General features: G+C 36.3%; 9 protein-coding genes and 2 pseudogenes. 3 read left to right on the top strand and 8 right to left on the bottom strand.

The features are described 5' to 3' along the window. Positions 1-48: 48 nt before the first annotated feature. The 6 genes and pseudogenes from N824_RS13340 to N824_RS13365 all read right to left on the bottom strand — a co-directional run bounded on the left by N824_RS13340 (position 49) and on the right by N824_RS13365 (position 4,953). Positions 49-1,146 (bottom strand): protein kinase, encoded by a 1,098-nt coding sequence (locus N824_RS13340; RefSeq protein ID WP_048905630.1) that lies wholly within the window; start codon positions 1,144-1,146, stop codon positions 49-51. 7 nt (positions 1,147-1,153) lie between these two features. Further along, positions 1,154-1,579 carry a DUF3010 family protein gene (locus tag N824_RS13345; RefSeq protein WP_048905631.1) on the bottom strand — a complete coding sequence of 142 codons (426 nt, stop codon included), beginning with the start codon at positions 1,577-1,579 and terminating at the stop codon, positions 1,154-1,156. Positions 1,580-1,590: 11 nt separating this feature from the next. Then, on the bottom strand, positions 1,591-2,238 hold the full coding sequence (locus N824_RS30250) for a restriction endonuclease subunit S (protein ID WP_052334135.1): 648 nt from the start codon (positions 2,236-2,238) through the stop codon (positions 1,591-1,593). Between the two features lie 122 nt (positions 2,239-2,360). Next, positions 2,361-2,831, bottom strand: a pseudogene (locus N824_RS13355) (restriction endonuclease subunit S). Between the two features lie 2 nt (positions 2,832-2,833). Then, complete coding sequence (locus N824_RS13360; protein ID WP_048905633.1) at positions 2,834-4,393, bottom strand: type I restriction-modification system subunit M; 1,560 nt, start codon at positions 4,391-4,393, stop codon at positions 2,834-2,836. After that, positions 4,390-4,953, bottom strand: coding sequence for a restriction endonuclease subunit S (locus tag N824_RS13365; RefSeq protein ID WP_048905634.1), 564 nt, complete (start codon positions 4,951-4,953; stop codon positions 4,390-4,392). The genes N824_RS13360 and N824_RS13365 overlap by 4 nt, the downstream gene beginning before the upstream one ends. Before the next feature lie 536 nt (positions 4,954-5,489). On the opposite strand from N824_RS13365, the gene N824_RS13370 reads away from it, so the two are divergent. Continuing rightward, on the top strand, positions 5,490-8,741 hold the full coding sequence (locus N824_RS13370) for a DEAD/DEAH box helicase (protein ID WP_048905635.1): 3,252 nt from the start codon (positions 5,490-5,492) through the stop codon (positions 8,739-8,741). A gap of 29 nt (positions 8,742-8,770) precedes the next feature. On the opposite strand, the gene N824_RS13375 is transcribed toward N824_RS13370, so the two are convergent. Continuing rightward, on the bottom strand, positions 8,771-9,844 hold the full coding sequence (locus N824_RS13375; protein ID WP_048905636.1) for an AlpA family transcriptional regulator: 1,074 nt from the start codon (positions 9,842-9,844) through the stop codon (positions 8,771-8,773). Positions 9,845-10,125: 281 nt separating this feature from the next. After that, positions 10,126-11,496: a tRNA uridine-5-carboxymethylaminomethyl(34) synthesis GTPase MnmE gene (gene mnmE / locus N824_RS13380; protein WP_048905637.1), complete on the bottom strand. Its 1,371-nt coding sequence runs from the start codon at positions 11,494-11,496 to the stop codon at positions 10,126-10,128. An 88-nt stretch (positions 11,497-11,584) separates the two neighbouring features. On the opposite strand from mnmE, the gene N824_RS13385 reads away from it, so the two are divergent. Both N824_RS13385 and N824_RS13390 read left to right on the top strand, forming a co-directional pair. Next, on the top strand, positions 11,585-12,703 hold the full coding sequence (locus tag N824_RS13385) for an AI-2E family transporter (RefSeq protein ID WP_048905638.1): 1,119 nt from the start codon (positions 11,585-11,587) through the stop codon (positions 12,701-12,703). 41 nt (positions 12,704-12,744) lie between these two features. Then, positions 12,745-14,523, top strand: a pseudogene (locus N824_RS13390) (CotH kinase family protein). The last annotated feature ends 11 nt before the right edge of the window (positions 14,524-14,534 follow it).

Raw genomic sequence — 14,534 nt, forward strand, 5'->3', positions numbered from 1 at the left:
GAKYGWTGTGGTCCTCTTTAAATGATGGTGTTTCCATAACTGTGTTTATTAGTTTCTTCTCGCAATCGATAAAGCAAGATCAAGATTTCCGTTATGGCCATTATCTTTTCTCCATATTCCATTTGAAACACTTTTTTCCAAAACAATTTGTTTTCTGCTATTTTCATGAATTCTAAATTTCTTTCCATTGTCATGACTTATATTTAATAAATCGTTTTCAAACAAATAATCTGGCGTCTCCCGTAATGCCTTATGAATTTCCTTTAAGAAGAAAGATGGGTTTTTAAACCTCTGTTTATAGTTAACATGGGTGGCCTTGTCAATAATTCTTTTGTAAATAGGATCCAGATATGTCGGTATTGTTGAAGAGGTAATCAAAGATCCCCTTGCAATTTTATTAGCAATTATTTCATTGAATTTTAGATCTCGTTGTTCAGCGTTTCTAATTGTATTCAATTGATTTTCTTCTTTTTTTGACAACCATTTTATTGGCTCATTGATTGGAAAGAAGCCATTAAGTAGTTGATAAAGAATGATGCCTACCTGATATATGTCTGATTCAAAATAATACTCATTTTTCTTAATAGATTCAGGTGGCAAAAACAAATAAGTAGATTTCGAAGCGGTAACAAAACCATCAGCCTGTTCTATCTTTTTTACGGCTCCTAAGTCGGCGATAATGGGTTTGTTGATAGCTATGTCAATTAAAATATTCCCAGGCTTTAAATCACGATGAACTAAACTATGATTAGAATGTAATTCAGTTAATCCCATTAAAATACCTGCAACGATTTCCAATGCTTCCTTTGATGATACAGGTCTGGAATCTATGACGCCCTGCAAATCACCACCGGATATTTTAGGAGTTAAAAAGTAGGCGAAATTTGGAGGTAGAAAGCGGCATTCTTTTATTTCTAAAACGTTATCATTTTTAATTTTGTGAAGTATTACTGACTCTTCAGTCTCATCATAGTTGGGGTGTGACCAGTAAAATTTCAATACGACATCATCGCCCATTTTTTTCCTTTTTCCAAAATAGACATCGCCATTACAGCCTCTTCGTATATACTCATATACTTCAATGTCAGGATTACTCCTCACAAACTGCCTGATAGTTTCAACGCAACCTTCATCGTTTAATTCCATGACTTTATTACTTTGATAATAAATAATAGGCTATATCATAAGCATCTTGCTGGTATTTATTTTTTGAGATGGGAAAGTCTCCATTTCTCTTTTTGAATGCCGTTACCGTTTGGGGCCAAACAAATTCAATAGGACATTTTGTGTACAGCTGTATAATGCCTTCGAGTTTAAAGGATATAGGTGAAGGAGGTCTTACTTTACCCGTTGCAGTAGCTTTTGCATTCCGCATTTTAATACCAATTGTAGTGGAAGCAATTAAATCGAATGTGCTATTTACCTGGTCTCTGAATTGCTGAACTTGAGCAGAAATGGTATGATCTGCGATATTGAACCTAACACATTCATCAGTTTGTGAAATGGTCCCATAATTGTCTTTTTGCAGTACCACCAGTATAATTTCATCTGCATCTATTTGTATTCCTATTGCCTTCATAATGATTTTGGTTAAGTATGTTTTAATCTTTTTCTACCTGTTAACAACAATTGCATTATGCCTTTTTTTTGCTCCTTAAGTTTATTCATTTTGATATTGAGTAATAAAACTTCTTGATCCGCAGCCTGTAGAACTTGCGCAATAGCTGCTTGTTCTTGAAATGTGGGAATCCTAATTTTTAATGAGAAAAAATCTGAAGGAGTTACATTAAGTAATCCATGTGCTCTACCACCTTCATGTGCAACTTTCATCAGTCCTTTGTCCAACATGTTCATTCCAAAGTATTGTTCAAAAAAATCTCCAGATATTTTGCTGCCTTCTTTAATAGCAAAGCATATATACAACGTAGTTACAACCGCCTTATCAAAATCATTTAGTCGTTTTATTGCTCCCCATGGATAACCCTTTGAATAACTTTTATTGTAACAAAATTCTCCTCTATTAACTAGAAAGTAATTATCTAGAAGTTCACTTGCAATGTTTTTATTGAAGAAATCTGTTTGTCGAACAAAACCTCTTTGAGCTGAAATTGTAACTACATTCTTATTCCCTTCGCTATTTTTTCTAATTACCCTCTCGAAAATATCTGCAATTTTCACTTCTTTCCATTCTCCTTTAAACCCCTTCAGACTTTTCTTGCCTGTAAGTAAAGTTTGCATTAGCCATTTTTTATGAAGCCGCTTTTGAAAAATGAGTTGGTTGTTTTTTTCAATATAACTATCGAAGCTTAAAAGGCAATCAGATATAACCCTTTGTTCATTATATTCAGGATAATTAATCTTCAGTTTTTTAAATAATGGCAGACCGATAGTSKKARKGGWTRAAYSRRYKNNGCTTGCCTTTCAAAATAACCTTTGTGATATTGCAACCAATAATACAAAAACCAATTATAAAGCCTTGTACCACATGTCCAGGTAATAAAATGCTGAGATACCGCCATATCAATACCTAAAACAGCGCTTTTCCCAACACCAGCATCCCGGGAAATGATGACTGTACCCGCCGGATGAATAACTGCAGAAGATTTTTTAATTCCTAACTCAGATATCTCATATTCCGTTTCAGTGATCAATCCTTTATCTAATCTAAAAGAATCTGCAAGCGAAACCCATTTAACCCCTCCTTTGTAATATTCTTCGAATGTTTTATCTGGTGTATGTCCACTACCTCTTTTAGCCAGATCATCAAGTAGAGTAACTTGCCACTCGCCTAAAACACTATCGTTCTCTTTTATTTTAGAACTTTTTCCCATTTTTAATTAGTAAACTCTTTTAGGTAGTTGTTTAATTCAGTCTGTACTATTTTTAGTTCGGCTTCAAGTTTCTCTATTTCCTGCTGGACATTTATTATATCCACTTCAGCCTCTTCTTCAAACGTATCCACGTATCGTGGTATGTTTAAGTTGAAATCGTTTTCTATAATTTCTTCTTGAGTGGCCACATAACTGAACTTCTGTTCATCTATTCCCGGTTTTAGTTTACCGGCATTGAACTGGCGATAAGTATTTACAATCTTTTCGATATCCACTTTGCGTAATTTGTTCTGGTTTTTACCATTTTCAAATTGCTGGCTGGCATCAATGAATAAGACATCCCTATTATTCCCCTTGGCTTTATTGAAAATTAAGATGGCAGCAGGAATACCGGTGCCGAAAAATAAGTTAGAAGGTAGGCCAATTACTACTTCAAGTAAATTTTCCTCAATAGTTTTCTGCCTAATCTTGCCTTCTGTACTACCTCTGAATAGTACACCATGTGGCACTACCACACCCGCCTTACCCTGTTCGTTCAGCGTTTCAATCATATGGGTAATAAATGCCCAGTCCCCTTTGCTTTTTGACGGGATACCACGCCAAAAACGGTTATATTGATCCTCCTCTGGGTCAAAGCTTTTACTTGCTTTATTTTCTTCCTTGTCTTCTACTTTGCCCCATTTATCTAAAGAAAATGGAGGATTAGCTACCACGGTATCAAACTTCATCAAAGCATCGCCTTCTTTCAATTTCGGATTACGTATGGTATCGCCCCAACGGATAGTGGCATTGTCAAAGCCATGTAGGAACATATTCATTACGGCTAAGGCCCATGTGCTGCCGTTAGCTTCCTGCCCGTATAAAGAAAAATCGTCCGAACCTACTTCTTTACCGGCCTTTATCAGCAAAGAAGCAGAACCGCAGGTAGGATCACATATTCTTGAACCGGGCTTAGATTTTGTAAGCTTCGCCAGGAGCGTAGATACCTCGCTTGGTGTATAAAACTCTCCTGCCTTTTTCCCTGCATCACTAGCAAAGAATCCAATCAGGTATTCGTATGCATCGCCAATGACATCATTATCTTCAAGGTGAGAAGGGGTCAAATCAATATTGCTGAAATCAATCAAAAGATTCTTCAACCTGCTATTTTTGTCTTTTACATCGCCAAGATTATTACTATTAAAACTGATATTCCTGAAAATACCACTACCATCTTCACTACTTAGTTTTTCCCGGTTAGCTTCTTCCAAGTCGGTTAAAGCAATGTCTATAAGCTCACCAATCGCAGTGTCATTACGATTTTCGTATAAATAATCAAATGTGCTGTTAGATGGTAGAATAAAACGTTCCATCTTCATAGCTCTTTCCGTACGGGCAATATCACCTTTATACTTCTCAAGATGTTGCTTATGGATTTCCTTATGCAAGTCGCTTACATACTTCAGAAAAAGCATCGTAAGAATGTAATCTTTATACTGGCTAGGATCTATCACACCTCTAAAAGTGTCGCAAGCTTTCCATACAACACGATTGATATCACTCTGGCTTATTTTTTTACTCATTTATTTAAAGTATTTAGAATGGATTGTTGAATATATTGTTCTCTTAATTGGTTAATCTGTTGTTGTATTTTCACCTCGCGCTGTCGTAGTGCTTGAATTTTTAAAATACTTTGTTGGTGCTTCACTGATGGAATGGTGAGTTCCAAATCTCCGATATCTATTTTGTTTAATGAAGGGATCGACGTTCCTTTTGAATTCTCGGACAAAAGAGTTTGGGTAGTAGGGTGATTGATAAACCAGGCAAGATATTCTGGTAGTATTTTTTTCTGATCTTTCATCCTTAAGACCATAAACATAGAAGAAGCCACAGCAGGTCTCACAATTCCTTTATATGTTACTGCAAAATGATCATAGCCTTTTGACGCGACCAATACATCCCCAACCTGTAAAAAATGTTTCTCAATTTTTTTATCGAAGGCAAGGTCGGGATTCACCGACAAAATAAATTCTCGATTTCGATCAAAATGCCGAGCCTGGATATAGTATACCTCTGCATTAGGCTGAGGCTTTGCATACATTCCGGTTTGCAACTGTACTATATTTCTGATCTTTTCTTTCATTTTTATCTCCGTAATTCAATTACAAAGATAGGACAAGAAATGATATAACCAAAAATAAATCAGTAATTGAATTACGAAAATTAAAAAATAATAAAGCACACAGTGGGAACTAAAATCTGCAATCAAGACACCCATGCATTGAGCCTTTTTTGTAGCTTAGTGAGATACCGTAAATCTCTGTCTGCCATTTCGCTTTCACACATTCTGCTAACAACAATGTTTCTTTGTTATGCTCCCTTTCAAATTGCGTTTTCGGATTTCATAAACGAATAATTTGAGATAATGTTTTCTCTTGGAAATACGGCAGAACCTAATTCCAAAGTTTTGATGCCGTGTCATTGGCATCATTAACTGTATTCTTGTATGCTAAGATACGGGGCATTATAATCATTGTTACCAACTACAGGTGCAAGGGCTCTTTTCATTTTTGTTAGGTAGTTTATGGTTTCCCGTAAGAATAGCTCTTTAATTCTTTATAGGTTTGAATATAGGGCAATAAATAATTATTAGATTTAGAAAAGTATAAATTTACGCTCATGGATATACAAATACCAAAACTCGAACGATATCTTCACCCCAGTTCAACTAGCCAAAATTCTGTTGTCCAATTAATCGAACTCTCAAAATCAATTCCTTTAAACATAGTAGAGACTGGAAGATATTCAATTACTATTGAAAATAATGGAAAACAATACTTTCTTACAAGCAAAAAAGAAGTTCCTGAACAATATAAGTATGCATTACTAACTAATATTATTCCTACAGAAGCAAAATTTAATGAAGGGAAAATTGTTATTAAAAAATGGCTTAAATATTCAGTTGATGGCTTAGATGCACAAGGAGTATTGAATTCATGGAAGAATGATTTTTTTTATAAGGAAGAAGAACCAGAAAACGGCTTACCAGGGTTAAGAGAGCCACAGTTAGCTGCAGTTCATTCCATAATGGGACATCTAAAATTACCATTGAAAATTGCAACTGTAGTAATGCCAACTGGTACAGGTAAAACAGAAACAATGTTGTCAGCACTGGTTGCTAATCGTTGTCCGAAACTATTGGTTACAGTACCATCAGACTCATTAAGAGAGCAGGTATCGAACAAATTCATTACTCTAGGTTTACTAAAGCAATTCGGAGTGATTGGAGAAAAATCACTATACCCAATAGTAGGGATCATAAAACAAAAATTTCCCACGAAAGATCTTTTGAACGAATTTTTACAGCCTTGTAATGTAGTCGTTACGACTATGAGTTGGCTTACGGCACAAGATGACGAAACTCAGAAGAAATTTGCAGATACTTTCTCTCAAATTTTCATTGATGAAGCCCATCACGTAAAAGCCGACACTTGGAACAGTTTCCGTAAGAAATTTGACCATGAAAAAGTTATGCAATTTACAGCGACACCTTTTCGTAATGATGGAAAAAGATTAGAAGGGAATATTATATCAAATTTCCCTCTTAGAAAAGCACAAGAGCAGGGGTATTACAAAAAAATAGAATTTATTGCTGTTAGAGAATTTGATAAAGATAAGGCCGATGCCAAAATAGCAGAGATTGCGGTAGCAAAACTTAGAGAGGATTTAGGGAATGGATATAATCATATTTTAATGGCCAGGTGTGCAAACAGGCCTCGAGCAGATGAAATCTATGATTTATATAAAGGCTATACTGAATTTAATCCTGTTAAAATCTATACTAATGTCAAGCACCAAAATGAAATTTATCAAAAGATAATTGCAAGACAAACAAGAATAATCATATGTGTCGATATGCTCGGTGAGGGGTTTGATTTACCAGAATTGAAAATTGCAGCGTTCCATGACATTCGTAGAAGCCTACCTATTACCTTGCAGTTAGCAGGCAGATTTACAAGAACTTCTAGGGATCAAGAACTAGGTAATGCATCTTTTATTGCTAATACAGCTGATTTGGAAGTGCGTGCTGAGTTATCTGATCTATATGCTACTGATGCCGATTGGAATTCAATCCTTTCTGACACAAGTTTTCAGAAAATTAATGATCAAATAGAATTTAAAGACTTTATGGAAGGGTTTAGCCAGTTAAGCAAAACCGACATTCCTTTCCAAAACATCAAGCCTAAACTTAGCACAGTAGTTTATAAGAATAAAGTGAACGGATGGAAGCCTGAAAATTTTGCAAAAGGTATTTCAGGCTATGCTGACTTGGAATTTAAATTTGACGATTTTAATAGTGACCAAAATATATTAGTAATCATTACTGGCAGGCGGTCCGAAGTAGAATGGGTGCATTTTAATGATATACACGATCTCCAATGGGATATTACTATCGCATTCTACGATGAAAAAACGAACTTGTTGTACATAAATAGTTCTGATAATAGCAGTCTTTATCAAGAACTTGCTCAGGCAGTAACTGGCGATAAGCCTGAACTAATTAAAGGAATAAGTGTTTACAAATCATTTTTTAATGTTAAAAGAGTTAAACTACAGAACGTAGGCTTAAGGCAATTTCTTGGAAAAAATATTCGTTTCAGAATGATGGTAGGTAGTGACGTTGGTGTTGCATTAAGTCTTGCTGAAAAAGAGCGTGGAGAAAAACTTGTTGTCATGGGCAATGGATTCGAAGATGGAAATCCAGTCAATATTGGTGCTTCTTATAAAGGTAGAATTTGGACTAAACTAAAAGGAGATTTAAAACAATTCACCGAATGGTGTTCTGCCTTAGGCAAAAAATTGATCGATGATAAAATTGATCCAAATCAAATATTAAAAGAAACACTTATTCCTGAACTTAAAACAGAACTTCCAAATAAGTATCCTGTTTGGATAGATTGGGATGAGGATATGTATTTGGATACTGAATCTAAGTTTAAATTTTATCTCAATGGTATCAGATATGATTTATCTAGCATTGAACTATGTTTATCTGAACCTAAGGTGGGTGAGCCACTACTGTTTTCATTAGTTGCAGATGATCGGGAAGCTAAATTTAAATTGGAGCTTTTTGAAACTACTGATAAAGACGGTGAAAAATTTGCTGACTTTAAAATTACCCAGTTGTCAGCAGAAACGGTAGAGGTTAAATACGGTTCTAAATCCATGAATGGGGAAGATTTTTTTACTAATTATGTTCCAACAATATGGTATGCCGATGGTTCAGCGCTTGCGGGTAATGAATATGTTGAACTAAAACAATCGATACCAATATTTCCTAAAAGTGAAATCATTGCCTGGGACTGGACTGGTGTCAATTTGCAAAACGAATCACWGCATGTTTATCCAAAAGTTACCGATTCAATTCAATATAAAGTGATACAGGAATTGAAAGGGCAGGATTTTGATATTATTTATGATGATGATTATTCTGGAGAGATTGCAGATGTAGTTGCTTTAAAATTGGATCAGGAAAAGATATATATCAAGATGTACCACCTAAAATATGCGCATGGAGGAACTGTTAGTAATCAAGTTTCTAATTTTTATGAGGTATGTGGGCAGGCGCAAAAATCTATTCATTGGAAACACAAAAATGGTAGAGAGTTTATAAGCCATTTATTAAAGCGTGAAGAGAAATCAAAGAATGGTAACAAATGTAGTAGACTAGAAAAGGGTACTGTCGGAGAACTAGTAAAACTTCTGAGTATTATAAAAAACGAGATCCCAGTAGAATATGAAATCTATATTGTACAGCCAGCCCTTTCGAAAGCTAATGCTTCGGATTCCATCTTAACTCTTTTAGGAGTGACAGAAACTTTTATTAAAGAATTTGCTGACATAAATTTGAAAGTAATAGGTAGTGCATAAAATTGATGGTCCGTTATTCTAATCGCATATTAGTTTCCAGCTAAGAATGAGAATTGAAGTTGAAGAATTTCAATTTGCTTTTGAGCCCTTATCAATTCGCCAAGCATAAGTGTTTCCTTATTGGAACGCCTTTCCACTTCTGTGTGGGGTTTATCAAAGACATACATCTTTAAGTAGTATTTCCTGATTGGTGCACCTGTTTCCGGATGTGGTACAGGAGGGTAGATATCCAGAAACAATGTGCTTCTGCCCTTGCTGATTGCTTTTTTTCTTAATGTTACCTTTCTCACAAATCCCTCCTTCTTAATTAAGCCATACATTTCATCAATAACTATTTTCAGGGCAAAAATCTTTTTCCCCTTTTTAATCTTGGGTACATTCCTCCTATTGAAGACGCCGTACAATAGTTCCTTAGGTTTTCCTAATATAGCAACGCATTTTTCAATCGAATAGCATTGCCGAATGCCGAATTTTTGCTTTGCAAGCTTCAGGTTTGCTTCACGCTCTCTTTCCAATCCTACATATCTGCGTCCTATAAAATTAAGGTACAATTTATCAATATGATCCTTTGAAAACAAAACTTCTCTTCCAACCTTTGATTTTGGAACCTTATGCCTTCTAAGATAGGCATAGAGGGCCTCTTTTGATTTCTTGAAGACACTGGTCAGCTCTCGGATTCTATACCCATTTTCAGTCAATCCATTTTCTCTACCCGCTCGACTTTTATTAACAACGTAATAATCCCGTTTTATGTGTTCTTCCAGGATAAAAAAGATATCTTCCCTGAACAGCCTTATCATTCTTTCTGACAAGTTTACCGACCTAAGTTTCTTGGTACTGATCATTGCATAAACATTGCTCTTTGAACATCCCAAAAGGAATGAAACGTCACCAACCTTTAGAAATGGTGTCTCATAGAGTGACATTTTATATTCAATACGCTGTCTAAGGGTTTCATGATTGCTAGTTGCTATCTTCAAGTTCCTGACCTGCTCTTTATAAAATGCAGACCTGCAATTTTTACTGCAGTACCTTGTCGCAATAGTAAAAGCCAAATAAGCCTTTCCGCACTGCAAACATTTTTTATCAACCCTGATCTTCACGCAACGAACATATCAAAATATATGCTTCTTCTTTCCCCTAATAAGTGTAGATAAGTACATATAAGAATCGATAGTTACAATTTACATATAACATTGAACACCGAAGGTATAATATGATAGCGTAAAAAGGTTTGAGGGACAAATCAGGGACAAGAAGTTCAGAAAAGCTACTTGAAAACGAGGGTTTAAAAATCGTAATGGTTGATAAACAGACTACTAAACCAAATATCTATCACCTAGATAAAACTTGTAACTTACTGAAAATAAGCCACTTACATATATCATTTACCGATACAAAACTTACTAAATATGTTCTCTAGCAGATCATCAGTAGTAACCTGACCGGTTATCTCTCCTAAATAATGTAATGCTTGTTTAATATCCATTGCTAAAAAGTCAGAAGTAACCGGATTATCCAAACCGTTGGCTACGTTATTTAAAGCTGCCTGAGTTTTTTGTAGTGCCTCCACATGTCTGATATTCGTTACCATAGCATGGCTATCCGATAGCTTGTCACCTACCGCGGTATTATAAAGCAATTGCTTTAGTTCTTCAATATGTTGGTTTTCTTTAGCAGATATCGCAATAAATTCTATATCTGAAGGAAGTTTTAACTCCTTTAAACGATCGCTATAGGAAAGATCCATCTTATTAGCAACAGCTAGAAAAGGTATACCTGGTTTATGTAAACGGGCAATATCATCATGAATTTCGGTGGCCGATGTATTAACCACATCAAACAAATACACTAATAATGCCGACTGACGAATCTTTTGCATGGTTTTTTCAACTCCGATAGCTTCAATAGTATCAGTAGCTTCACGGATACCGGCAGTATCTATCAATCTAAAATTAATGCCATTAATATTCAATAGCTCCTCAATGGTGTCACGTGTTGTTCCGGCAATCTCACTAACAATTGCTCTGTCTTCATTTAAAAGGGCGTTTAATAAAGTCGATTTACCCGCATTTGGCCTGCCTGCAATGACTGTATTAATTCCCTGCTTAATAACATTACCGAGCTCAAAAGAGCGAATTAGCTTATTTAATACAATAGTAATTTTGGCAATCAGCTCCTGCAATTGATCTCTATTAGCAAACTCAACATCTTCCTCAGCAAAATCAAGCTCAAGTTCAATCATTGAAGCAAAGTGAATCAATTGTTCACGTAATACATTAAGTTCAGTGCTAAAACCACCTCTTAGTTGATTCATAGCTACCTGATGAGCAGCAGCTGAATCTGAAGAAATCAAATCAGCAACAGCCTCAGCCTGAGATAAATCTAATCCTCCATTTAAAAATGCCCTTAAAGTAAATTCACCTGGTTTTGCTGCACTGGCACCTTTCCTTATCAAAAGCGTAATAATCTGCTGAATGATATAATTAGAGCCATGGCAAGATATTTCGACGACGTTTTCTTTTGTATATGATTTTGGAGCAACAAATAAACTCACAAGAACCTCATCTATAACAACATTCCCATCTTTAATTAAACCAAAGTGTATGGTGTGCGATTCCTGAGCTAGCAAATCTTTACCACTAAAAACCGAGTTTGTAATAGCTATTGCGTCTTTTCCTGAAAGACGTATAACACCTATCGCGCCTACTCCTGGCGGTGTAGATAAAGCAACTATGGTTTCGTTTGTGATCATTTGTTCTGTATATGTATAGATTTACAAAACTAGCCAAACATTTCATACCTTTCAGTGTTACTCATTGAAAAATCTAAATACTTTACCTATGACAGACATGCCTCTTACCGTAAAACGATCAATCGAATTATTGGGTCTGGTTTTATTAGTAGCGATCTTAGTAGTCGGCAACAACATTATCATGCCGGTAATTATGGCCTTCTTTATCAGCATTGTCGTGTTGCCAATCTATCGTTTTCTTATTAGAAGAAAACTTCCTGAAGCGGTGGCCATTATCCTCCCTATTTTATTGCTGGTGATCCTGATCGGTCTTATCGTATGGTTTTTCTCTTCCCAGATAGGCATTCTGGTAGATGATTTTCCGCAGATCAAGAGCAATGTAAACATACACCTGAAGTCTTTAAGTAACTGGGTAAGTAACATTAGTCATATCTCTACAACAGAGCAACTTAAGTTCATTACCGAAAAAAGTGACGATCTTTTGGGGATGGCCGGTAAGGCGGCAAGCGGGGCTGCAGTTACTTTAAGCTCTGTATTCGTTTTTGTTGGCCTGCTACCTATTTATATTTACCTAATGCTGTTCTACAAAGATATTTTGCTTCGCTTTATATTTATGTGGTTTAAGCCAGAACATCATCCAAAGGTAAAAGAGGCTATTTTTGAAACAGAAGTAATCATCAAAAGTTACCTGGTGGGCCTGTTAATCCAGGTCAGCTATATGACCATCTTATTGGGTGGTATTCTGTTTTTTGTGGGAATTAAGCATGCACTGCTTATCGGGGTGATCTTTGCCATCCTGAATTTGATCCCTTATGTAGGTGCGTTGGTAGGTAATATTATTGGTGTTCTGTTAACGCTTACATCTTCTACCGAACTTTGGCCGGTGCTTACAGTGCTGATTGTGATTGCGGTAGTTCAGTTTCTGGACAACAATATACTGATGCCTAGAATTGTAGGGTCAAAAGTGAAGATAAATGCTTTGTTTGCCATATTAGGTGTAATCATTGGTGGAAGCATTGCCGGTGTATCGGGCATGTTCCTTTCGCTTCCGGTCATTGCAGTACTGAAGGTCATTTTCGACCGGACTGTGATGTTTAAACAATGGGGCGTATTATTGGGAGATGAACGTCCAGCCAAGAGTCCGATGAGTTTTGCAAGCTTCAGGAAAAAGAAACCGATAACGGTTAAAGCTGGAACAGAAAAATAAAAGTATTATTGTGTAATGTTTTTATTGATAGGGCTAAACAAATGAACCACTTAACCAAAAAAGTCGTATTACTTTTTCTTGTGCTGGGTATTGCGGCAGGTTGCAAAAAAAAGAATATTCCGCTTAGCGGCGCTAAGGAAATAACGGCATTTAAAATTGAAGTAATCAATAACCCTAATGCCATTAATATAGATATTGGCAGTGAAATAAGCGACAACAGCATTGTACTTACCATTACAAAGGGTTTGAATGTAAGCAGTCTTAAAGCAACATTTACGATTACGGGAAAAAGTGTAAGCGTAAACGGGAACGCACAGCAGTCAAATCTTTCAGTACAGGACTTCTCAAAGCCTGTAAAATACTTGGTTACCGCAGAAGATGGCTCTGAGAAGACCTATACAGTGACGATTAAGGAAGTCGACGATATCGGTCTTATACTCAAAACTTTCTCATTTTTAAGGGCAAGCAATCCAGATCTTTCCAGTGACGTTAACTTTACTATAGTCAGTAGTAAGGTTAGTGCCGGCTTAAAGTATCAAAAAAGGAGACTAATCGCCACATTTTCGACTGAGGCTATTCTAGTAAGTATAGATGGCGTAGAGCAGGAAAGTGGTAAAACAATTGTCGACTTCAGTCAGCCAGTAAAATATACCTTGACCTCTAAGTACGGTACAAAAGCGGAGTACCTGATCACAGTAGACTGGGAAGCCTCCGTTCCCCATATTTACGTTGAAACCCTTGGTAATGCTCCGATTGTATCCAAAGACGAGTATTTGCAAGCAACCATAAAAATTGAGGGTCTTGGCGGATTCGAGGATTATTCAGGAACCACCAAAATAAAAGGTCGGGGGAATTCTACATGGGGATTTCCGAAAAAACCATATCGTTTAAAGCTGGATAAGAAAGCGGCATTGCTAGGTTTAGCTGAAGAAAAAGATTGGGTACTTTTGGCAAACTACCTGGATCCGACCCTGATGTTCAATGCAGTGGCAATGAAAACGGGACAGTTACTAGAGATGCCTTACACCAATAATATTATTCCCGTAGAGCTGACCATAAACAATACGTATATGGGAAGCTATGTATTTACAGAGCAGGTAGCCGTTGCAAAAAACCGCGTAAATATTGAAGATGGTGGCACCCTATTAGAACTTGACACCTATTATGATGAGCCGTGGAAATTCAAATCAACCAATTATAACCTGCCGGTAATGATCAAATATCCTGAACTCAGTTCTGAGGCCGGAGTTTTGGCGCTAAAAAATGAATTTCAAGTCATGGAGAATGCAATCGCTTCTTCAACATTTCCAGGTAATAATTATACCGACTACATAGATATCAATTCACTTGTCAATTTGTTTATCGTCTGTAACTTGACAGATAATGAAGAGCTCAACCATCCAAAAAGTCTTTATATATATAAACCGAAAGATGGAAAGTACAGCTTCGGACCTTTATGGGACTTTGACTGGGCTTTTGGATTTGAAGGGACAGGTACACACKTTGAGAAATASGWNNCAANTKCKMWNNTAKGGWRCYCTWCWYCRRTWRKMWYMKTSYYKTWSARSYGACYRNTAARCRATMCGWAWRTGAVAMCRCNTGNNTTTAAGYWMWNNNAMTGGATTGYCTTTAAATCAGTAAAAATGCCAGAACTGATGGCCTATCTAAATAAATATGCAACTACCATTAAGGCTTCTCAGAAGCGAGATTTTGCCAAATGGGGAACTGGCAGTGGAGACTTTACCACAGACTACCAGAAGATGAGCGCCTGGATGATTAAACGTGCAGACTATATAGACAGCTTTGCAGCCAATTTTTAACATAACACACT

This window comes from Pedobacter sp. V48 (assembly GCF_000523515.1).
Taxonomy (GTDB): Bacteria; Bacteroidota; Bacteroidia; order Sphingobacteriales; family Sphingobacteriaceae; genus Pedobacter.

What these genes read in the sequence shown, in the direction of transcription:
- N824_RS13340 (WP_048905630.1), bottom strand. Translation starts at nt 1,146, where the DNA reads ATGGAATTAAACGATGAAGGTTGCGTTGAAACTATCAGGCAGTTTGTG.
- N824_RS13345 (WP_048905631.1), bottom strand. Translation starts at nt 1,579, where the DNA reads ATGAAGGCAATAGGAATACAAATAGATGCAGATGAAATTATACTGGTG.
- N824_RS30250 (WP_052334135.1), bottom strand. Translation starts at nt 2,238, where the DNA reads ATGCAAACTTTACTTACAGGCAAGAAAAGTCTGAAGGGGTTTAAAGGA.
- N824_RS13360 (WP_048905633.1), bottom strand. Translation starts at nt 4,393, where the DNA reads ATGAGTAAAAAAATAAGCCAGAGTGATATCAATCGTGTTGTATGGAAA.
- N824_RS13365 (WP_048905634.1), bottom strand. Translation starts at nt 4,953, where the DNA reads ATGAAAGAAAAGATCAGAAATATAGTACAGTTGCAAACCGGAATGTAT.
- mnmE (WP_048905637.1), bottom strand. Translation starts at nt 11,496, where the DNA reads ATGATCACAAACGAAACCATAGTTGCTTTATCTACACCGCCAGGAGTA.
- N824_RS13385 (WP_048905638.1), top strand. Translation starts at nt 11,585, where the DNA reads ATGACAGACATGCCTCTTACCGTAAAACGATCAATCGAATTATTGGGT.